The sequence below is a fragment of the Streptomyces decoyicus genome (genome assembly GCF_019880305.1).
Lineage (GTDB): Bacteria > Actinomycetota > Actinomycetes > Streptomycetales > Streptomycetaceae > Streptomyces > Streptomyces decoyicus.
Genome location: NZ_CP082301.1, coordinates 4,152,460 through 4,173,366, shown reverse-complemented (window position 1 = coordinate 4,173,366; position 20,907 = coordinate 4,152,460). Strand labels below are relative to the sequence as shown.

The window sequence follows — 20,907 nt, the reverse complement described above, 5'->3', positions numbered from 1 at the left end:
AGGCGGAACCCGCCCGGCGGTGCGGCGCCACGACGGTGAGGGTCCGGCCGTATGCCGAGAGCGCGGGCAACGCCCCGTACGACCGGACTTGGGGGGAGAGGGGTGCGTGCCCGGCCTCCTTCGGCCCGGGGGTGGCCGGAGGGGGCCGGGCACGTCTTCTTCGTGCGGAGGGAGCCACGCCGAGGGCGTGCCGGGGGAGGTACTCCGCTCCGTACGGGATCGGGTGTCAGGTCTTGGTGCGGAACTTGGCGATGGCCGGCGGGGCGGTGAGCGCGGTGAGGGCCGCCGACCACACCAGCGTCCAGAACACCGGGCCCGCCACCGGCCCCTCGCCCAGGGCGAGTCCGCGGGCCGCGTCGGCCATGTGGGTCAGGGGGTTGAAGCGGGTGAAGGTCTGGAGCCACTCCGGCATGGTCGCGGGCGGCACGAAGATCGAGGAGGCGAATTGCAGTGGGGTCAGCACCACGACCGAGAGTCCCTGGATGGCCTGAGCGGTGCGCATGGTGAGGCCCAGCAGCATGAATCCCCACACCAGTGAGGTGCCGAAGACGGCGGTCAGGGCGACCGCGGCCAGCAGGCCCGGCCAGTGTCCGGTGAGGTCGAAGCCGAGCAGCGCGCCGAAGACGAGGAGCACCGTGATGGCGACCAGCATCCGGCCGGTCTCCACCACGACCTTGGCCAGCAGCACCGAGGAGCGGGCGATGGGCATCGTGCGGAAGCGGTCCATCACGCCCGTACGGAAGTCGTCGTTGACGCCGACGCCCACGGCCATGGCGATGGTCATCCCGAGGATCACCATCAGCCCCGGTATCAGGAAGGTGGTGTACTGCGCGCGGTCGCCGCCGGCCCCGATCGCGCCGCCGAAGACGAAGACGAACAGCCCGGTCAGCACGATCGGCATCAGCAGCGCGTCGGTCATCGACGTCGGGTTCTGCCGGATCTGGAGGAGATTGCGGCGGGCCAGCGCGCCGGTGTGCCGCACCGTGGCCCGCAGGCCTATCCGCGGCTCGTCGAGGAGCGGGGCGGACGGTGCGGAGGGGGGCAGGACCTGAGGGGACGTCACGGATTCTCCTCGGCTCAGGCCCGGCTGCGGCGCTCGTCGAGCCACTTCTGCCAGTACGTGCGGCGGTCGCTGTCGGGGTGGGCGACGATGATGTCGCCGAGGACGGCGGAGCCGTTGATCCGTACGAGCGGGGTGATGGCCGCCGGGCCGGCGTGCTCCCGGGTCAGATTGCGCAGATCACCGAGGACCTTGGAGCAGTTCATCTCGACCCGGACGCCTTCCGGCAGCAGCAGGTGCACATCGCCGACGAGCGCGCGGGCCTCGATGGTCAGCTCGCCGGTGGACGGTGCCGGGGAGGCGCACAGGTCGAGGGTCAGATCTCCGAAGACCGCGGTCGCCGCGATGCCGTGCTCCAGCACGGGACTGTGGTGGACGAGGTCGCCGAAGGTGGCGCGGAAGGTGCGCTGTCCGGTGGCGGTCCCTGCCGAGGCGGGGGGTGTCACGTGCGGCAGATCCTCGCCGACGGACATCAACTCGGCGTGGGTACGGGCCAGATAGGCGGCCTCGGAGCGCTCGGCCAGCTCCTCCAGGGTTAACCGGCCCTCCGCGGTGGCCTCGCGGAGCCGTTCGACCATGGCCTCGCGCTCGGCGTCCGAGGCCAGCACCGAGGGCGACGAGGTGTGCGGGGACGCCACATCCTTGTGCAGATCGGGGCGTTGGGGCTGCGTCATCTGTGGTGCCTCCGCGGAGTCCGGCGGTGGTGGGGCGCTTGCGGCCCCATCCGACCACGCCGCCGCGGGGGTGTGCATCGCCGTGCGGTAGTACATCGAAAGGTTGACCCATGGCGCCGCCGCACACAGTTCGGTGTACCCGGCGGCCGGTTTTCCGTTGTGCGCACCGGCCTCTCGCGAGGGGCTCCGCACAATGCGCCGAGCCCCCTCGAAATGATCTCGGCGGGCCCGGTGAAGACCGGTGAAGGAATCCGAATAGCGGTCGACTTCTTCTTGACTGCTTGGTAAAGTGCCCACCACTCATTGTGACTCGCCGTTTTGATGCAGTCGGCCGGAGTCATCCACTGTTCGAAATCCGGAGGGCTTGTCGAATGCCTGAGCTGGCGGACACCGGGAGGAGAATCAAAGAGCTCCGGGTCGGCGCTGGAATGACCCAGCACGACCTTGCCGGGTCTGAAATGTCGTCCAGCTACATCTCGCTCGTCGAACGCGGGAAGCGTATTCCCAGCGGCCGGGCACTCAAGATCCTCGCGGAACGCCTCGGGGTCGGCGTGGACGAAATATCCGGCACCGCAGAGCAGGCCGAAACCACCGGCCGGGTCCGCAGGCTCGACCTCGTCGGGCGATTGGTGGCGGCGCGCAGGCAATGGGACGGCGGGGACGCCGTGGGTGCGCTGTCGGAATTCCGCGCACTGGCCGAGATGGAGCCGGCCGGCCGGCAGGACGACGTATTCACCGAGGCGCAGCTCGCCATTGCCGAAATACTGGGCACGCTGGGCCGCGCCGACGAGGGTGCCGAGGTCCTGCTGCGGATGCTGGACGCCCCGGCTCCCGCGCCGTTCGCCGAGCCCCGGCTGCGCGCCCTGATCGCGCTGGCCGACCTCCTGGAGTCGGCCGGCCGGGTCCAGGACGGGCTGCGCTACGCCCTCACCGGCTTCCTCGAATGCGCCGGTCAGCGCCCCGGCACCGGCTTCCACTCCCTGCTGGTCCTGGAAGTCCTCACCCGCTGCGCGTATTGGAGCGGCTGCCCGGACTGGGCTCCCGACACCGACCACGGCCGGCCCTCGGCGGACGGTGTGCTCCCCGGGCCGCGCGCCGCCATCGATCTGCACCGGGCGCTCGACCTGCGCGACCGGGGCGAGGCGGAGCGTGCCGCCGCCCTGCTGGGGGAGTGTGCGCGCCGGGTGCCCCCGGGCGCCGGCTTCCCGCTCTGGGAGAAGGTCAACGGGCATTACGCCCTGCTGTTGCTGCACCGCGGGGAGACGGCGGAGGCCCGCAGTATCGTCGAGCGCGGCCTGGTCGTGGCCTCGGTGGCGCAGGAACCGGAGTTCCCGCTCTGGCTGACGACCGCGGACGCGGTCCTCGCGGAGGCGGCCGGTGACACCGGCCGCCTCCTTGCGCTGGGCGAGCAGCTGGCCGCGCTGCCCGATACGGGCCGCAGCCATGAGAAAGCCGCCGCGCTCCTGGAGATCGCGGCGGCATGCGAGCGGGTGGGGGACCGGGAAAGGGCGGCCGGGCACTTCCGGTATTCCGCTGAGCTGTTCCGGCGGGCCCAGGCGTACCGGCACGCCGAGCGGGCCCGGGAACGGCTGGCGGACCTCCTCGAAAAGCGGGACTGACGACCGCCGGGGCCAAAGTGCCGCGGCGGCGAAAATGCCGTTATTGCGCGCAATGCGCGTTTATTTATTAGCTTTCTTTCCCAATCCCAGAAGCGCGAACAAGGCCTCTGCGCCACCGATGATGGCCAGGATCAGCCCGGCCTTGTGAAGCGAGACGATCGGGGTCTCCACTTCCTTTGTGGTCAGCCATAGGACCAGACCTACGATCGCCAGAACAATACCTACGGCAATACCCTTCATGAGTTCCCCTCGTTCCTTGTGATGGTGTCGGAGCTCGTTGTACGGACCAGCGTCCCGTCCGCCCGGCACATTCGGATCATCCGCAGGTAGGCACTTTCCGACCCGTCGTCTGTCACTTTCTATGTACTCCCGGCCCGACCAGCGGGCGGCGCGGGGGCGGTGCGAGGGCGGCATGGAGGCGTCGCGGGGGCGGTGTGGACGCGTCAGAGGGGGCGTCAACGGGGCGGTCAGGGGCGGCCAGGGGGCGCAGTGGGGGCGCCCGCACCGCGCCCCGCCAGTGCCCCGCAGGCACCCCGGCTCCGTCCGTCGCCGCCCCCTCCGGACGCACCCCCCGGCGCCGGGCAACCGCCATCATCTGCCCGCCCATCTGCCTGCCATAGTCAATTTTCGTGACTCAGTCAGTCACGCTCCTGAGAGCGTTTCCGCTGGTGCGAGGCTTGGCCGTCCATAGGGGTGGGCCTCGATGACTGACCACCTTCCGCGAAGGCTGTTGACAGCACGATGACTCACCTGTCATGTTTCTGGTCATGAGGACGCCCCAAGCGTGACAACGGGGCAGAAAAGTAGGAGGCGAGTTCCATGGAGTTGCGCGAGGATCGGCGGCGCGTTGTCGTCACCGGCTGCGGCGTGGTGTCCCCCGTGGGAAACACCACCGCGGACTTCTGGGCCGCTCTCCTGGCCGGCCGTAGCGGCCTCGGTCCCGTCACCCGCTTCGATGCCTCGGACCTCCCGGTCCGTATCGGCGGGGAGGTCACCGATTTCGACACGACCGGCTACCTCACCCCGCAGGAGGCCCGGCGCAGCGACAGCTTCACCCAGTACGCGGTGGTCGCCGCCGCCCAGGCCCTGCGGGCCGCCGGCCTCGAACCGCCGGCCGGCATCGACCCGTACCGCTTCGCCGCGGTGATCGGCTCCGGCTACGGCGCCGCCCACGCGATCCAGCAGCAGTACGACGTCCTCAAGGAAAAGGGCCCGCGGCGGGTCTCCCCGTACCACTCGGTCCTCACCGCCATCGACCACCCGGCCAGCCTGCTGTCCATCAAGTACGGCATCGGCGGCCCCAGTTGTGCGGTCTCCGCGGCCTGTGCCACCGGCGCGGTGGCCATCGGCGAGGCGACCGAGCTGATCCGCTCCGGCCGTGCCGACATCGCCCTGGCCGGCGGCGCGGACGATTCACTCACCGCCACCGACCTGGCCGGCACCGCCAACGCGCAGGCCCTCTCCCGCCGCAACGAGGACCCCGAAGGAGCCAGCCGGCCCTTCGACCGGGACCGCGCCGGCTTCGTGATGGCCGTCGGTGCCGGCGTCCTGACACTGGAGGAGGCCGGGCACGCCGAGCGCCGCGGCGCACCGATCCTCGCCGAGGTGGCCGGGTACGCCGCCACCACCGACGCCCATCATGTGACCGCCCTCGACCCGACCGGCGCCGGAGCCATCCGCGCCGTGCGCGGTGCGCTCGCCGACGCGGGCCGGGCCCCCGAGGAGGTCGGGCAGGTCAGTGCCCACGGCACCGGCACCGTGCAGAACGACCGCATCGAGGCGGCGATCCTGCGCGAGGTGCTCGGCCCCGACCAGCTGCCCCGTACGCCGATCACCGCAGTCAAGAGCATGACCGGGCACATGCTCGGTGCATCCGGAGCCGTCGAGGCCATCGCCGCGGTGCTCTCGCTGCGGGACCGCAAGATCCCACCGATCCGTAACTGCGACCACCCCGAGGAACCGGATCTCGACCTGGTGGTCAAGGGCGCCCGCGACTGGGACGGCGACGTGGTGCTGAGCAATTCGTTCGGATTCGGCGGCCACAACGCCGTACTCGTACTGACCCGCTACACAGGCTGAGGAGGGAGACGCATCATGCAGGGACGACTGGTGACCTTGGAATGGCCCGGCGACGACGACTGGGCAGCGATCGCCTCCTGGCTGCGGCCCGGCTCGCCGGCCGCCGTGCTCAGCGGGGACTGGGAGCTGCTGGGCGCCGCCGAGGTCGAAGCGGCCAACCGCTCGGGGCGGGTCCACCATCTGGTGATCCGTACGAAGGACGGCGACGGCATCGGCACCGTCAGCTACCAGCGCAGCGGCCGGATCGGCGGCTTCACCGTCGGCGGCGCGATCGGCTCCCCCGAGCTGTGGCGCCGCGGCTACGGCGCGGAGGCCGTCGTCCTGCTCGTCGACTACCTCTTCCACCAACTCGACGCGCACCGGGTGCAGGTCACCACCGCCGGCTACAACAAGGGCATCATCCGGCTGATGACCAAGACCCCGTTCGTGGTCGAGGGCATCCTGCGCGACCACTGCTATCTCGACGGCGCGTATCACGACTCGATCGTGTGGGGGCTGCTGCGCGACGAGCACTACGCCTCGCTGAAGCCCAGCGCCGACAACCGCGTACTGGCCGTCGGACTCGCCGACTTCGTGGACGGGGACGACAAGGCCCAGGCCCGCGCCGTCCTCGCCGAGCATCTGACGACGACCGGGCGCACCGCGCTCGCGGAGTTCCTGGACGACGACCCCGCACAGCACGACGGGGCCACGCCCGACGCCGCCGCCCGTGCCGACGGGCTCCATGACACCGCCCGGACCGACGAGCCCGTCCCGGCCGCCGCCGCCCCCGCGCGAGGTGCCGCATGAGAGACGGCGCCGAGAGCTTCGCCCTGGCCGACCGCACCTTCTTCGACTGGCCCGGCAACTGGGACCTGGAAGCCACCCGCTTCCCCGCCCCGCCGCTGCCCGACGGCTGGACCCGCGACGACAACGATGCCTGGACCTTCTGCCGGCCGCCCGAGGACCACCTCCCCGACCAGGGCTGGAAGATCCACGTCAGCGCGGCCCAGGAGGACGCCCACCGCACCCTCGCCGATGTCGCCGCCCACTGCACCCGGCACGGCATCGCCTTCAAGTACCTCAAGAGCGCCAACGTCCTGCGTGCCCTGAGCCGCAAGTACGCCCAGCGCTCCTCCGCCGGCAAGCTGCTGACCGTCTACCCCGTGGACGAGGCCGAGCTGGCCCGCACCCTCGAAGGCCTGGACGCGCTCGTCGGCGGCCGGCCGGGCCCGTACGTCCTCACCGATCTGCGCTTCCGCGAGGGCCCGCTGTACGTACGCTACGGCGGCTTCCGCACCCGCTACATGGAGGACGCCGACGGCGAACTGGTGACGGCCTTCCGGCGCCCTGACGGCACACCGGAACCGGACCGCCGCGCCCCGGTCTTCCACACTCCCGACTGGGTCGGGATGCCGGACATCCTCAAGGACTCGCTGGCCGCCCGGCAGGCCGTGGACGACTTCCCGTACCGGATCACCGGTGCGCTGCACTTCTCGCACGGCGGCGGCGTCTACCGCGCCGAGCCGGCCGGCGACCACGCCCTCGGCGCCGGGGAGCGCAGCGTCGTCCTCAAGGAGGGCCGGCCGTACTCGGGTACGGACGGCGTCGGCCGCGACGCGGTCGCCCGGCTCGCCCATGAGCACCGGATCCTGGCGAAGCTGGCCGGACTGCCCGGCATCCCCCGTACTTTCGGCACCTTCCAGGTCCGCGACCACCTGTTCCTGGTCCTGGAGGAGATCGAGGGGCAGGACTTCCAGTCCTGGCTCGCCGGGATCTATCCGCTGACCGTGCCCGAACCCGACGAGTCGGCCGTGGCCGCCCACCGGGACCGCGCCCTGGCCCTGTTCGGCCGGATCGAGGCGCTGATCGCCTCGGTGCACGGGCGCGGGGTCCGCATCGGCGACCTGCACCCGGGCAACTTCATCATCCAGCCCGGCGACATCCCCGTCCTGCTGGACTTCGAGGTGGCCGACGCGATCGACCTGGCCACCCCCAGCAGCCTCGGCGCCCCGGGCTTCCACCGGGCCGACGCCACCGGCGCGGACGGCGACCACTACGCACTGGCCGCCATCGCGCTGTGGATGTTCCTGCCGCTCGCCGCGCTCGGCGGGCTGGCACCCGACAAGGCGTCGGCGCTGCTCGACACCGCGGCACGCCGGTTCGGCCTCCCGGGCGACCTGGTGGCACGGCTGGCCCCCCAGCTCGCCCCCAACGACAACACGACCTCCCCGCTCCGCAGCGCCCCGGGGGCGTTCCCACCGCCCGACGTGCTGACCTCGATCGGCCGCGGGCTGCGCGACAGCGCCACCCCGCACCGCACGGACCGGCTGTACCCCGGCGACTTCGCCCAGTTCGCCGAGGGCGGCGCGGGCTTCGGACACGGCGCGGCCGGCGTCCTGTGGGCCCGCCACACCGTCCTCGGGGAACACGACGAGGAGGGCGCGGCCTGGCTGCGCGCCGCCGTCGACCGGGTCCCCGCCGAGCGGACCGGCTTCTACGACGGTCTGCACGGAATGGCCTACGTCTTACGGGAGTTGGGCGACGACGAGGGAGCCCTGCGCGCCCTCGACCGGGCCGCGGACCGGCTCTCCGTACGCCACTGCCCCAGCCTCTACCGCGGCCTGTCCGGCGTCGGTCTGAACCTTCTGCACTTCGCCGACGCGCTGGACAGCGCCGCCCTGCGGCAGCAGGCCCTCGGCCTCGCCGACCGCGTCACGGAGCGGCTCGCGGCGGCCCGTACCGAGCCCGTCGAGCACAAGCGCCGGCGCGGCTCCACCCACGCCGCCGGGCTGATGTACGGCTGGTCGGGACCGGCGCTGTTCCTGCTCCGCGCCCACCGGTCCACCGGCGACCGGGGCCTGCTGGACGAGGCCGTCCGGGCCGTGCACCGCGACCTCGACCGCTGCGCGTCAGGACCGCAGGACACCCTCCAGGTCGACGAGGGGTTCCGGCTGCTGCCCTATCTCGACAACGGCAGCGCGGGCATCGCCCTGGTGGCGGCCGATCTCCTGCGCCACCGCGACGACGCGCGGATCCGCGAGGCCCTGCCGGCCCTGCTGCGGGCCTGCTCCTCCGACTTCGTCATCGAGTCGGGGCTGTGGGGCGGACGCGCCGGACTGATCGGCACCCTCGCCACGTTGCGCGAGTGGGTCCCGCTGCCCGCGGAGACCGCCGAGCGGCAGCTGCGCCGCCATCTGACCAACCTTCACCAGCACGCCATGACGCTGAACGGCGCGACGGTCTTCCCCTGTGACGGCCGGGCCCGGATCTCCATGGACGTGGCCACCGGCGGGGCCGGCGTACTGCTGGCCCTCGGCGCCGCCGAACGGGGCACCGAACTGCTCCCGTTCCTCACCGACTCGCGGTCCGCCGCGGCCGTTCACTCGGCCGCCCCGGAGCGCGCCCGCGGCGCCCATGGCGCCGCGAACCCCACCGCCCCGTCCGGGACGGCGGGCACTGCGGACAACGGAAGGGAGGTGTCGTAAATGACCATCATGGATCTTCAGGGTCTGGAGGTGCCGGGCGAGCGTGAGGCCCAGGCGCTCGGCTCCACCGTCAGCACCGGCTGCTGATGTGACGCCGGCGGGCCGTGCACCGCAATGCCCGTCCCACCGGCTCCAGGTGTCCCGCAACGGCACCTGGGACATCAGCTCCGCTGTCCACCGCTCCTGCTCACCCCCGAAGGGAGGTGTCGCAATGACCATCATGGATCTTCAGGGTCTGGAGGTGCCGGGCGAGCGTGACGCTCAGGCGCTCGGCTCCACCGTCAGCGGCGGCTGCTGACACCGAGTTCGGTGTCCTCTACGCACTGTACGCACCCGGATCGGACAACGGAAGGGAGGGGTTCGAGATGAGCATCATGGATCTTCAGGGTCTGGAGGTGCCGGGCGAGCGTGACGCCCAGGCGCTCGGCTCCACCGTCAGCACCGGCTGCTGACACGGCGCCCGGTGGCCCGTGCTCCGTGCACGGGCCACCGGGCCCCTATCTGTGCGCGTACGCCACGTCCGGACAGCGGCCAACGGACGGAGTCCAGTTGAACGACCACACGGGCCCGGCCCGCTCCCTCTGCATCATCGGCTGCGGCCCGCGCGGCGCCTCGATCGTCGAGCGGATCCTCGCCAACGTCCCGGCCCTGTACGGCGACCGGCCCCTGGATCTGCACATCGTCGACCCGTACCCGCCGGGCGCCGGCCGCACCTGGCGCACCGACCAGTCCGGACTGCTGTGGATGAACTCCGCCGCCGAGCAGGTCACGATGTACCCGGACGAGAGCGTGGAGTGCGACGGGCCGCCGCGGCCCGGCCCCACGACTGCGGGATGGCTCGACGCCCCGCTCCACGACGGCGCCTACGCCGCCCGCCGCGACCAGGGCCGCTATCTGCGCCACTTCTTCGCGACCGTGACCCGTGAGCGGCCCGCCTCGGTACGGCTGTACGTCCACCGGGCCCGGGTGACCGATCTGCGGCGCACGGCCGCCGACGGGGCGGCACCGGACGGGCGGGGCCGCCAGCAGGTGATCCTCGACTCCGGTGAACCCCCTTTCCTCGCCGACCGGGTGGTGTTCGCCCAGGGCCATACGGAGACCCTCGCCGCCCCCGTGCCGGCCGGCCTGACCCGCATCGGCCCCGGCCCCGCCGACGCGGCAGCGCTGGAGCGCATCCCGCCCGGTGCGCCCGTCGTCGTCCGCGGCCTCGGTCTGGTCTTCATCGACTGTCTGGCGCTGCTGACGGAGGGCCGCGGCGGCCGCTTCGCGCGCACCCCGGACGGTGCGCTGCGCTATCTGCCGTCCGGGCGCGAGCCGCGTCTGTACGCCGGTTCCCGCCGGGGCGTTCCGCTGCCGCCCAAACCGGCCAAACCGGCGTCCGGCGCACCGGCCACGGCTCCGGCGACGGCCCCGGCCGCCGCCCCCCGCTTCGCCACCGTCGACGCCTGCCGCGCCCGGCTGTCCCGGCCCGGCGCCTCCTTCGCCCGCGATGCCTGGCCGCTGGTGGTGGCCGAACTGGGCTGGTGCCACTACCGCGCACTCTTCGCGGAACAGCCCGCTCGTACCCGCATGACCTGGCAGGACTTCGACGCCCAGTACGCCGTGCTGATCACCGACGCCGACCGGCTGGCCAAACTCGCCCGTGCCGCGGTGCCCGACCCCGCCGACCGCCTCGACCTGGACCGGCTGGCCGCGCCGCTGGCCGGGCTGCGGTTCGCGGGCACCGAAGACCTCCAGCGGCAGCTGCGCGGCCACCTCGCCGAGGTGCTGCAACGCCGTACCGGACCGGCGCGCGGTGTCGACACCGCCCTGGTCGACGCCCTCCAGCGGGTCGGCTCGGTCATCGAGGAGCTGTGGCGGTCCGGGGGCCTGGACGCCCACCATGTCGTGGAGGCGCTGCGCCACTTCGCGCTCGGTACGTACCTCAGCTCGGGCCCGCCGCCGCTGCGCGCCGCACAGCTGCTGGCGCTGGCAGAGGCGGGGATCGTGACGTTCGTGGGTCCCGGGATGCGGGTCGTGGCGCTGGGCGGGGACGAGGCAGGGGCCGGGGAGCGCGCCCCGGGCGGCTCCGTCTTCCGCGCGAGCAGCCCCGCCGTGCCCGGCGCCGTCCACGAGGCGGCCGTGCTGCTCGACGCCCGCCTTGCGGCTCCCGACCCGGACCGGGTCACCGACCCCCTGCTGCGCGCCCTGCTGTCCCGAGGCGAGCTCGTCCAGGAGCACACCGAGGACGGAGCGGGCGGCATGCTGCAGCTGTCCGGTGCGGGTCTGCACCCCGTCGATGCGTCCGGCGCCGTGCACCGGGACCGGATCATCGCCGGACCGGCCCAGTTCCCCCGTCCGCACACCAACGCCGTCTACTTCCGCCAGAACGACGCCCTGGCGCGCGGACTGCTCACCGACGGGTGACGCCGGGGGCCGCACCCCCCCGCGCCCGGCCCGCTCAGCCCCGCAGGGCGATCCCGTGCTGCTGCGCCAGAATCGCGGCCTGCACCCGGCTGCGCAGATGCAGCTTCGACAGAATGCGGCTGGTGTGCGTCTTCACGGTGCCCTCCGCGAGGTTGAGGGTCTCGGCGATGGCGCTGTTGGCCAGCCCGCGGGCGATACAGGCCAGCACCTCCAACTCCCTTTTGGTGAGGGTGTCGAGGGCCTGTGTGGCGCCGTCCGGCAGCGTGGGGCCGGTCGCCGGCGGCCGCCCGGCGAATTCGGTGATCAGCCGCCGGGCGATGGCCGGGGTGAGGAACCCGTCCCCGTACGCCACCTCCCGTACCGCGCTGACCAGTACGGCCGGTTCCGCGTTCTTGAGGATGAAGCCGCCGGCGCCGGCCCGCAGCGCCCCGAAGATGTACTCGTTGAGGTCGAAGGTGGTCAGCACCAGCACCTCCGCGAGCCCGCGCTCCACGATCCTGCGGGTCGCGGCGACCCCGTTGAGCTGCGGCATCTGTACGTCCATCAGCACGACATCGGGCCGCAGTTCGGCGGCCATCCGGACCGCCGTGGCACCGTCACCGGCCTCACCGACCACCGTGATGCCCGGGTCGGTCTGCAACACCAGGACCAGCCCGGACCGTACGGCGGCCTGGTCGTCGGCCACCAGCACCCGTATGCCCTCGGGCCTGCCCACCGGAGCCTGGGCCGGCGCACCCGCCGGCCCGCCCCTCCACTCGTCCGTCACTAAGTCCTCCACTGGCTGCGCCACCTTTCTCGTCAGGAGTTCTGGGTCAGCGGGAGCACGGCCCGCACCCGCCAGCGCCCGGGGGCGGTGCGGTCGGGTCCCGCGTCGAAGATGCCGCCGACCAGGGCGGCCCGTTCGGACATCCCGGCGAGCCCGGCGCCCGCCCCGGTGGTCAGCTGCTCCACGGGGCGCTGCCGGGCCCGGCCGTCGGGGCGGGTCAGCGGGCTGTCGACCGAGATGGTCAGCTGCTCGGCGCCGGCCTCGCAGCGGATCCGCACCCGCCCCGCCGAGGCATGCTTGAGGACGTTGGTCAGCGCCTCCTGCACGATGCGGTACGCCGTCACCTCGATCACCGAGGACACTTCGGGGAAGCTCTCGGGGAACTCGGTGTGCAGGGTCAGCGCCGCCGCGTCGGCGGCCGGGCGGGCCTGATCGACCAGTGCCCCCAGCGCGTTCAGCTGGGGCCGGTCCCAGTCGTCGTCCACCCCCCGGTCGGACCGCAACAGCACCACCATCCGCCGCATTTCGGCCAGTCCTTGCACACTGTTCTCGCGTATCACGGCGAGCGCCCGCAGCACCGGGTCCTCCTCGGCCGCCCTGTCCTTCTCCCCTTTCGCCTCGGTCAGGGAGAGCACGGCGCTGGAGTGGATGGCGATGGCGCTGAGGTGGTTGGCCACCAGGTCGTGCAGCTCACGGGCCATACGGGTGCGCTCGGTCTGGAGCACGGTCTTGCGGTCCAGCTCCGCCAGCCGGTTGATCTGCGCGGCTCGCTGCCGCTCGGCATCGGCCCGCTCCTTGTGGTTGCGGATCAACACCCCGGTCCACACCGGGGAGATGAGCAGCAGCGCGACGATGACACCGGTCGTCACCCCCTCCGAGCGGTCGCCGGTGAGGACGAGGAAGACGGTGGTGGCGAGGGTGGCCGCGATGGTCCCGACCTGAAGCACCCGGCACAGCCACGGGGCTCCGTACAGCGCTGCCGCGTAGAGCAGGTCCGTATAGACGAGGAGGGGGCCCAGGCCGCCGCTGGAGGTCGTCTCCACGGTCACGGTGAGGGTGCCGACGGCGACGGCGACCGGCGGCAGGGTGCTGCGCAGCGCGGTCGCGGCACACAGCACGAGGACCGGCAGGACGGCCTGCCAGGCGGGGATATCGCCCCCCATGACCCGTGGGCCGCCCACGACATACAGGATCAGACAGCCGGCAAAGAAACCGACTGCCAATCTGATGTCACGGAGCGGTATGGGGCGGCGGCGCGCGTGCGTACTTGTGAAAAGACGTAACCACACATGAGGACAGTACTTCGGTGCGTTGCCCGTTTTCCTGGCCCTGGCGCCCGAATTTGGGTCTCTCCCTCGTACATCGAAGTATGTAGCCGTACATCAGCAAGAGGGATGACTCGAAGGCTCCGGAGGATCTGCAAACCTTGGGCTGTCTGTATCGATCGATGTAGGCGAAAAAGGGGGAGAGACCCATCGCATGACGGGCCGTCACTCACCCAGTACGGCCTCGGCACCGCTCAACTGTGGAGGACGGAAAGTACGTGGAAACGAACGCCGCTCTTCTCGAACTCTGTCCGGAGCCCCTTGACCAGGGGGTTCCTGACCACCGGCAGCACTCCGGCCAGGCTCGCCGGGGGCCGCTGGCCGCTGCGCCCGCAGCTGCTCACGATCACCCGGACGTCCTGTCCACACCCGTCCCGATATTCATCGTCCCCTTAGGATCCACCCCTCCCGGCGGCGCCGGAACGGGGCTGTCCCCCGACGACTGCCGGCGGCTCAACGGCCACTCCAGAGCCACGCTCGACGCCACGTCCCGCAGCCTGCTGCTGGCCCGGCTCCCCGACCGGGTGAGCGCCGCGATGGCCGCCGCCACCCACTGGCAGCTGTACGGCACCCGCGGCCTGCTGGTCGTGGCCTGCGGCGACGACGCCCGCCAGATGGGCTTCTCGGTGGAATCCGTCCGCCCCGAAACGTCCCCGCCGCACACCCCGTACGAGGTGCTGACGGCCCATGAATCACGGATCGCGGCGGACTGCCCGGCCGCCGAGCGGGAACGCCTCGTCACCCGTTTCTGGGTCCGCAAGGACGCCGCCCTCCAGGCCGTCGGCCGTGGCCTGTCCCTCGCTCCCGAACGCATCGAGGCCGGTTTCCCCGCCGACCGCGGCACGGTCACCGTCCCCGGGCCCTATGGCATCGAAGTGCCCGTCTTCGTGCGGAACTTCACTTTCTCCCCCTCCTACGAGTTCGCCGTCGCCACCCCGGAACCCCTTGCCCTCACCCCGTCTTTCGCCTATTCGGTCACGTAGATGCCCGTTTCCACAGGGGCGGTGACAAGCGCACCGGTCCGCAATTGCTTCGGCTGGCTTGAATTCGGATCTTGACATAGGGCGGCGGCACCGGAAATAGCGGCGCAATCGCACGGCCACGGGGCCTTTTGGGCCATGAGAGTCGAGGGGTCTCGCCCTGCACCCACCCGGGTGAAACACGTGCATGTCGCGCTCCCCAGGCATGCCGAAAACCATATTGCCGGGTTAGTTGGTGCGTGCCCACCGGTCGTGGCGAGTACTCCGTCACGGCGCTGCCGGAGCACAGCGGAGGATTCCCGTGATGCCGTCGCCCCTCGCCAAACGGTCCGTCGAAACGCTGCTGTCCGTGCTGCTGGTCCTCCTGAGCGTCGTCGGCCCGGCCGGCCCGAGCGCCGCGGCCGCCGGGCCGGCCGCTGCATCGCCGGGACCAGACTGGGAGCGCATCGCCGCCTGCGAGAGCAACGGCCGCTGGCACATCAACACCGGCAACGGCTACCACGGCGGTCTCCAGATCGACCTCGCCACCTGGCGCGCCTACGGCGGCCACCGCTACGCCCCGCGTGCCGACCTCGCCACCCGCGCCGAGCAGATCGCCATCGGCAAGCGCATCGTCCGGGACCGCGGCCTGTCCGCCTGGCCCAACTGCGCCCGCACGGCCACGAGCGGCTCCGGCGGCTCCAGCGCCGGCTCCGCGAGCGGCTCCGGCGACACCTCCGCCACGGCCGCCCGGCAGTCCGCCTCGTCCGCCCCCGACCCGCAACAGGCCCGCACCACGCGCGGCCGCACCTCCACTGCCGGCGCCGCCGCCCGCACCTATGTCGTCCAGCCCGGCGACTGCCTCTCCGTCATCGCCGAACGCACCCATGCCCCGGGCGGCACCCCGGCCCTGTACGAGATGAACAAGGACGCACTAGACCAGGGACCGGACCACATCTACCCGGGGCAGCGGCTCCGGCTGCGGGCGTGAGGACGGCACCTCGGCCGCCTCGGGGGCGGTGCGTCCACGCCGTCGGCGGAGCCCGCTGCCCGGGGTCGCGCAAAGAGCCGTCACGGTGAATCCACTGATCGGTCAGAGTGAATGCGGGGGACGGGCCGTTGCTCAGGCTTGGCGGATGGGGCAAGGCCCGGTAGCAAGACCGCGGGTACCCAAACCGCGAGGTGCAGGAGCACACAGTGAAGAACATGGCACGCATGAATTTCGTGATCGCAGGAGCTTGCGGCCTGCTCCTGGCCGCTGGTGGGATGTCGCCCGCCCAGGCGTGGGGCGGGCCGTGGGGCGGGGGCGGTGACAGCGTGTGGGACAGCGACACCATCGCCCAGATCCGCACCGGGCTCCACTGCCCGCGCCGGGCCAGGGTCTGCGTCAACGGACCGCTGAACAGCGGAAACCTCCAGAACTCGCAGAACGTCTACATGCGGGGCAACAACAACGACAGCGGCAGCCCGACCAACATCAACGGAAACACCAACTCGCACGACGAGACGCATGGCGTCGAGTCGAGGACCCGGAACCACCTCCAGAACGTCGGTCGCCACCACAGGCAGGGGCTGTGACCCGACGCTGATCCGGTCTTTCCGGCTCCGGCTCCGGCCCCGGTTCGTTCCGGGGCCGGAGCCGGAGCCGTTTCCGGCAGACGGGGTGCTCTCGGGGGCTCCGGTCCAAAAACGGCGATCGCCCGGCGGAGTGCGCCGGGCGATCGCGGGACGGCTCGCGAAGAGGCCGTGGGCCGTAGCCGTATCAGGAGGCCATATCCGGGTCAGTGGAGGAGGCCTCCGAGGATGCGCTGAATGTTGTTGCTGCTGTTCGACGAAGCGCCGCTGACCGAGTTGGCGCTGTTGGTGGACCCGTTGGTGTTGGCGATGTTGCCGCTGTTGTTCGGGTTTCCGTGGTTGAGGAAGTTGCCGCTGTTCAGGCTGTTGCCGCTGTGTACCGGCCCGTTGATGCAGGGGTGCGGCGACTTGAAGACCGGTGACTTGTAGTTGAAGTCGGCGAGACGGTTGTTGCAGATCACCCCGGAGACCATGCCGGCCACCGTGCCGACGTCCGCGCCCACCGCCGCCGAGAGCAGGGACTCGCCCGGCAGGGTCACCGCATGGGCCGCTCCGCTGCCGAGCAGCATCAGCCCACACGTCCCGACGATGGTTCCTGCCTGCGCAATTCTTCTCACGTCGCTCCTCGCCTCTTCGACCTACTGATGCCAGACGTATCGTGCTGCCGTTGTCTGCCCGCAACGTCGTTCAACCCGCGGGAAGCAAAACGCTCGGCGGCCACAATCAGCCGGGTGGCCCAACAGCTCGCGAGAGTTTCCGTGGCGGCGGAGGAGCATGCACGGGCATGCCGGCCGGCCCCGGGCGGCATGCCGTGGCGAGAGAAGAGACCCTCAGGGCCTCAAGAGCCCCAGTGCCCCCAGTGCCCCCAGTGCCCCCTGTGCCTCTAGAGCACCAGCCGTTCCGGCATGGGCTGCGCCACACCGTCCAGCTCCAGCGTGCACCGGGGCATGGACGGGACGAGGTGCGGCTGGCGCAGCAGGATCCGGAAGGGGTGGGCGGGCTCCTCGGGGAGTTCGCCGGTCAGCACGTTCATGCCGGCGCTGTGCTCCTTCCGGTACGCGACGACCTTGCCGTCGACCAGCAGCTCGATCTCCCCGGACCGGCCGGGCCCGACATTGACCGTGATCGAGTGATCACCCTGGTCCAGGTGGAAGTGGTGGCTCTGTCCCATGACGCACCTCCGGCAGTTCCGTCCGTACGACCAGCGTGCCACCCGTACGACCAGCAGTCCTTTCCTGCCTCCAGGGTAGGTTTTGCGAGCGACAATTGTGGTGGGCGCCGGACCGGCCGGTTCACGGAGTGCAGGCCGCCCAGGCCTGCCCGCAGGAACCGGGCGCCGGACCGGCCAGGAGACGACGATGAACGGCTCGGTCCGTGTCGGACATGTGGTCGGGGTGCCGCTGCGCATGCACTGGAGCGTGCCGCTGCTGGTGGGCCTGTTCGCGTACGGACTCGGCCACCAGGGCCTTCCGGTCTGGACGCCGGGCCGCTCGGACGCCGTGTACGCGGTCGCCGGTGTCGCCGGGGCCGCGCTGCTCATGGGCAGCCTGCTGCTGCACGAGACGGCACATGCCGCGACCGCCCGGCGGAGGCAGATCTCGGTCCAGGACGTGACGCTGTGGGCGCTGGGCGGTACGACCCGGATGGGGCGGCCGCAGACCGCGGCGGCGGCTTTCGCGGTGGCCGTCAGCGGGCCGCTCATCAGCCTGCTCATCGGTGGTGTGGCGCTCGGGGCCGGGATCGGGCTGCACGAGGTGTCCGGCTGGGCGGTGCCGGCCGTCGTCCTGGCCTGGCTGGGCTGGGCGAACCTCTTCCTGGGCGTCTTCAATCTGCTGCCCGCCGTGCCGCTGGACGGCGGGCGGGTGGTGCAGGCGGTGCTGTGGTGGCGCACGGGGGACCGGGACCGCGCGGACCTGGCGGCCTCGCGGGGCGGCCAGATCATGGGGATGCTCCTGGTGGCCGCCGGCTGGATCTCCGTGCTCCGCGGGGCGCCGGGCGGGCTGTGGATCGTCTTCATCGGTCTCTTCGTCATGATCGTGGCGGGGGCGGAGCGGCGCCGTGCCGCCCTGCACACCGCGCTGCGCGGGATACCGGTCTCCGATGCCATGTCCAGCCCGGTGGTGAGCGGCGCCGACTGGCTGACCGTCCAGCGCTTCATCGACGAGGTGGCCGTGCACTCCCGCCACTCCGCGCTGCCGCTGCTCGACTTCGACGGCCGCCCCAGCGGTCTCGTGCAGATCCGCCGGCTCGCGACGGTCCCCGGTCCGGGCCGGGAGACGATGCGGGTGCGCGAGGTGGCCATGCCGCTGTCCCAGTGCGCGGTCGCCGCTCCGGACGAGCTGCTGAGCGAGGCTCTCGACCGGGTCAGCCTGCGCACCGGCGCGCGCATCCTCGTCGTGGACGCGGGGCATCTGGTCGGGATCGTCACGGGGAAGGACATCGGCCGGCTGATGCGGCGGAACACCCTGAGCGGCAAGCAGTCCGGCTGACCGGCGAGGAGCCCGGCCGGCCGTCACAATGGTGGTACGGCACGCCACGGGGGACGAGGGCCTGCCGGAGCGCAGCACCGGAGCCGGACACGAGCCATGCCGTACCTCACCGTGACCGCCCTGAGCCACACCGGACTGATCCGCGAGCACAACGAGGACAGCCTGGTGGCCGGCCCCTGGACCCTCTGCGGCACGGTGACCGAGAACCCGCAGACCCTGGTGTTCCCGCTCGGCAGCCCGGTGGTCGTCGCGGCCGCCGACGGTATCGGGGGGCAGCCGGGCGGGGAGGTGGCCAGCGCGCTGACCGTCCGGCAACTGGCCGCGCTCGGTCCCTCACTGGGCAGCGAGGACGCCGTCCGGGATGCCGTGAACCTCTGCAACCACGCGGTGTACGCGGCCGCCGAACGGGACCCGGAGCTGACCACCATGGGCACCACGGTCGCCGGCGTGGTCGTGCAGGAGGAGTCCCTGCTGGTGTTCAACGTCGGTGACAGCCGGGTGTTCGACGCGGCCGCGGGCAGTCTGCGGCAGGTGAGCGTGGACGACAGCCCGCCGCTGTCGCCGGGGCGGCGCACCACCTCGCTCGTCACCCAGGCGCTCGGCGGCGCGGTGACGTTCAGCGCCGTCACCCCGCACCTGACGACCGTGCCGCTCTCCGTGGGCGACCGCTACCTGGTGTGCACCGACGGTCTGACCGACCCCGTCCCGCAGGACGTGCTCGACGAACTGCTACGGCTGCACACCGGCGGCCGGGCCGCCTTCGAGCTGTGGAAGTCGGCGATCGAGTCGGGCGGCCCCGACAACATCACGCTGGCGCTGATCACCGTCGGGGAGTAGGGCGGGCGGGACCGGGCCGACGGCGCGCGACGGCTCCCCCCTCGGGATAACCCCACCACGGTTGTCCCGGCAGCCGGATGGGCCGCGGCGTCCCGCTCAACAACCCTTGTGCCATGACGACTTACGCCCGCCGCACCCTTCTGCTGACCCTGTCCGCCGCAGCTGTCGCCGGCACCCTGGCCGCTGTCTCCCCGGCGGCCCGTGCCCAGGCCTCCGGCACCACGGGACCCGCCCTCACCTGGGGGGCGTGCGCCGAGCCCGCTCTTGCCCGACAGGAGTGCGCCGAGCTGCCCGTACCGCTCGACTACCGCGATCCGGAGGGGCCGCAGCTCAGACTCGCCGTGTCCCGGGTGCGCAGCGAGCGGCCCGGGGCACGGCGGGGGACGCTGCTGCTGATCCCCGGAGGCCCGGGGGGATCCGGGGTGCCCTGGCTGGGGGCGAAGGGCGCGGCGCTGGGCAAGGAGATGGCCGGCGCGTACGACCTCGTCAGCTTCGATCCGCGGGGGACGGGCGGCAGCACGAAGGCGGGCTGTGGACTCGCCCCGGCCGACCGGCATCTGGTGACCCTGCGGTCGTGGCCGGGGCCGGACGGCGGCATCACGGAGAACGTCGCCCGGTCCCGGCGGATCGCCGCGGCGTGCGGCCGTCATGGCGGTGCCGTGCTGGGGAGCCTGTCCACCGCGAACGAGGTGCGCGACATCGAGAGCCTGCGCCGGGCCCTGGGCGAGGCGAAGCTGTCGGCCTGGGCCAGCTCGTACGGGACGTATGTCGGGGCGGTGTATGCGCAGAAGTACCCGCAGCACACCGACCGCTGGGTGCTGGACAGCAATGGTGACCCCGACCCGTCGCGGGTGGAGCGGGGCTGGCTGGCCAATACGTCGGCGGGCGCGGACGAGCGGTTCCCCGACTTCGCGGCCTGGGCGGCGGACCCGGCCAGGGAGGACGAGGGGCTGCGGCTGGCCGAACGTCCCCAGGACGTCCGGCCGTTGGTCCTCCGGCTGGCGGCGAAACTGGACCGCGTACCGAAGGAGTCCAGCACGAAGGGCGTCCCGCTGACCGGCAACCGGCTGCGCCAGGCGCTCCAGAACGCGCTGTTCAGCGACGGTTTCTTCCCTCAGTTCGCCCGGCTCGTCCGGCAGGCCCAGGACCCGGCCGCCCGGCCGGTGCTGCCCGACGCCCTCGCCGGGCCGCTGCCGGACGAGGACGCGGCGGCCTTGATGGCGCCGCTCTGCAACGACGTGCGCTGGCCGGCGTCGGTCGCCGCGTACCGGCGCGCGGTGGCCGCCGACCGCGCCCGGCATCCGCTCACGGCAGGGATGCCGGCGAACGTCGTGCCCTGCGCCTTCTGGAAGGACGCGCCGGCACAGAAGCCCACGCGGATCACCGCCGACGGACCGTCCAACATCCTGATGATCCAGAACCGGCGGGACCCCGGCACCCCGTACTTCGGCGCCCTGAAGATGCGTCAGGCCCTGGGCGGCCGGGCCCGTCTGGTCACCTTGGAGCACGGCGGCCACGGCGCCTACCTGGGCAACGGCAACGCCTGCGGCAACCGCACCGTCACCGCCTTCCTGACGACGGGCCGGCGCCCGCAGCAGGACACGTACTGCGCCGACTGAGCCGGTCGCGTGGCGGCGGCGGGCCCGGCCTC

At 72.1% G+C, this 20,907-nt stretch carries 20 protein-coding genes; 13 read left to right on the top strand and 7 right to left on the bottom strand.

Annotation, left to right across the window (positions count from 1 at the left end; all coding sequences use genetic code 11):
* Nucleotides 1–226 precede the first annotated feature (226 nt).
* Both K7C20_RS18285 and K7C20_RS18280 read right to left on the bottom strand, forming a co-directional pair.
* Nucleotides 227–1,063 carry an ABC transporter permease gene (locus K7C20_RS18285; protein ID WP_030075523.1) on the bottom strand — a complete coding sequence of 279 codons (837 nt, stop codon included), beginning with the start codon at nt 1,061–1,063 and terminating at the stop codon, nt 227–229.
* Between the two features lie 14 nt (nt 1,064–1,077).
* On the bottom strand, nt 1,078–1,734 hold the full coding sequence (locus K7C20_RS18280; RefSeq protein ID WP_052414232.1) for a DUF1707 SHOCT-like domain-containing protein: 657 nt from the start codon (nt 1,732–1,734) through the stop codon (nt 1,078–1,080).
* 371 nt (nt 1,735–2,105) lie between these two features.
* Between K7C20_RS18280 and K7C20_RS18275 the strand changes: the two genes are divergently transcribed.
* Entirely contained in the window at nt 2,106–3,353 is a 1,248-nt protein-coding gene (locus K7C20_RS18275) for a helix-turn-helix domain-containing protein (RefSeq protein WP_078953316.1), read from the top strand.
* 60 nt (nt 3,354–3,413) lie between these two features.
* On the opposite strand, the gene K7C20_RS18270 is transcribed toward K7C20_RS18275, so the two are convergent.
* Nucleotides 3,414–3,593, bottom strand: coding sequence for a DUF5708 family protein (locus tag K7C20_RS18270; RefSeq protein WP_030075520.1), 180 nt, complete (start codon nt 3,591–3,593; stop codon nt 3,414–3,416).
* 579 nt (nt 3,594–4,172) lie between these two features.
* Here K7C20_RS18270 and K7C20_RS18265 point away from each other — a divergent pair.
* The 6 genes from K7C20_RS18265 to K7C20_RS18240 all read left to right on the top strand — a co-directional run bounded on the left by K7C20_RS18265 (nt 4,173) and on the right by K7C20_RS18240 (nt 11,305).
* On the top strand, nt 4,173–5,432 hold the full coding sequence (locus K7C20_RS18265; RefSeq protein WP_030075519.1) for a beta-ketoacyl-[acyl-carrier-protein] synthase family protein: 1,260 nt from the start codon (nt 4,173–4,175) through the stop codon (nt 5,430–5,432).
* 15 nt (nt 5,433–5,447) lie between these two features.
* Nucleotides 5,448–6,221 carry a GNAT family N-acetyltransferase gene (locus K7C20_RS18260; protein WP_048828641.1) on the top strand — a complete coding sequence of 258 codons (774 nt, stop codon included), beginning with the start codon at nt 5,448–5,450 and terminating at the stop codon, nt 6,219–6,221.
* Entirely contained in the window at nt 6,218–8,899 is a 2,682-nt protein-coding gene (lanKC, locus tag K7C20_RS18255) for a class III lanthionine synthetase LanKC (protein WP_053209557.1), read from the top strand. The genes K7C20_RS18260 and lanKC overlap by 4 nt, the downstream gene beginning before the upstream one ends.
* Complete coding sequence (locus tag K7C20_RS39470) at nt 8,900–8,986, top strand: class III lanthipeptide (protein WP_199812551.1); 87 nt, start codon at nt 8,900–8,902, stop codon at nt 8,984–8,986. It begins immediately after the preceding gene.
* Nucleotides 8,987–9,153: 167 nt separating this feature from the next.
* A complete protein-coding gene (locus K7C20_RS18245) occupies nt 9,154–9,351 on the top strand; it encodes a class III lanthipeptide (RefSeq protein WP_150127276.1) in 198 nt (65 codons plus the stop codon).
* A 97-nt stretch (nt 9,352–9,448) separates the two neighbouring features.
* Nucleotides 9,449–11,305, top strand: coding sequence for an FAD/NAD(P)-binding protein (locus K7C20_RS18240; protein ID WP_053209558.1), 1,857 nt, complete (start codon nt 9,449–9,451; stop codon nt 11,303–11,305).
* 34 nt (nt 11,306–11,339) lie between these two features.
* Here the strand turns inward: K7C20_RS18240 and K7C20_RS18235 are convergent, their stop codons facing one another.
* Both K7C20_RS18235 and K7C20_RS18230 read right to left on the bottom strand, forming a co-directional pair.
* Nucleotides 11,340–12,020, bottom strand: a complete 681-nt coding sequence (locus K7C20_RS18235; RefSeq protein WP_030075513.1) for a response regulator — start codon at nt 12,018–12,020, stop codon at nt 11,340–11,342.
* An 83-nt stretch (nt 12,021–12,103) separates the two neighbouring features.
* Nucleotides 12,104–13,252, bottom strand: a complete 1,149-nt coding sequence (locus tag K7C20_RS18230; RefSeq protein ID WP_150127277.1) for a sensor histidine kinase — start codon at nt 13,250–13,252, stop codon at nt 12,104–12,106.
* 362 nt (nt 13,253–13,614) lie between these two features.
* Here K7C20_RS18230 and K7C20_RS18225 point away from each other — a divergent pair, with 362 nt between their 5' ends.
* The 3 genes from K7C20_RS18225 to K7C20_RS18215 all read left to right on the top strand — a co-directional run bounded on the left by K7C20_RS18225 (nt 13,615) and on the right by K7C20_RS18215 (nt 15,933).
* The gene (locus tag K7C20_RS18225; RefSeq protein WP_150127278.1) at nt 13,615–14,379 is read left to right on the top strand and encodes a 4'-phosphopantetheinyl transferase family protein; all 765 of its coding nucleotides are present in this window, start codon (nt 13,615–13,617) and stop codon (nt 14,377–14,379) included.
* A gap of 301 nt (nt 14,380–14,680) precedes the next feature.
* Complete coding sequence (locus K7C20_RS18220) at nt 14,681–15,346, top strand: transglycosylase family protein (RefSeq protein ID WP_053209561.1); 666 nt, start codon at nt 14,681–14,683, stop codon at nt 15,344–15,346.
* 215 nt (nt 15,347–15,561) lie between these two features.
* Entirely contained in the window at nt 15,562–15,933 is a 372-nt protein-coding gene (locus K7C20_RS18215) for a hypothetical protein (protein ID WP_245171399.1), read from the top strand.
* Nucleotides 15,934–16,136: 203 nt separating this feature from the next.
* Here K7C20_RS18215 and K7C20_RS18210 read toward each other — a convergent pair whose 3' ends face one another.
* Together K7C20_RS18210 and K7C20_RS18205 are read right to left on the bottom strand one after the other, a co-directional pair.
* Nucleotides 16,137–16,499, bottom strand: a complete 363-nt coding sequence (locus tag K7C20_RS18210; RefSeq protein WP_051818375.1) for an SET domain-containing protein — start codon at nt 16,497–16,499, stop codon at nt 16,137–16,139.
* 314 nt (nt 16,500–16,813) lie between these two features.
* On the bottom strand, nt 16,814–17,101 hold the full coding sequence (locus K7C20_RS18205; RefSeq protein WP_030075506.1) for a hypothetical protein: 288 nt from the start codon (nt 17,099–17,101) through the stop codon (nt 16,814–16,816).
* A gap of 187 nt (nt 17,102–17,288) precedes the next feature.
* Here K7C20_RS18205 and K7C20_RS18200 point away from each other — a divergent pair, with 187 nt between their 5' ends.
* The 3 genes from K7C20_RS18200 (at nt 17,289) to K7C20_RS18190 (ending at nt 20,875) form a co-directional block, all read left to right on the top strand.
* A complete protein-coding gene (locus tag K7C20_RS18200) occupies nt 17,289–18,419 on the top strand; it encodes a site-2 protease family protein (protein ID WP_030075505.1) in 1,131 nt (376 codons plus the stop codon).
* Between the two features lie 96 nt (nt 18,420–18,515).
* Nucleotides 18,516–19,256 (top strand): PP2C family protein-serine/threonine phosphatase, encoded by a 741-nt coding sequence (locus tag K7C20_RS18195; protein WP_053209562.1) that lies wholly within the window; start codon nt 18,516–18,518, stop codon nt 19,254–19,256.
* Nucleotides 19,257–19,369: 113 nt separating this feature from the next.
* Nucleotides 19,370–20,875, top strand: a complete 1,506-nt coding sequence (locus K7C20_RS18190; RefSeq protein ID WP_053209563.1) for an alpha/beta hydrolase — start codon at nt 19,370–19,372, stop codon at nt 20,873–20,875.
* Nucleotides 20,876–20,907: the final 32 nt, after the last annotated feature.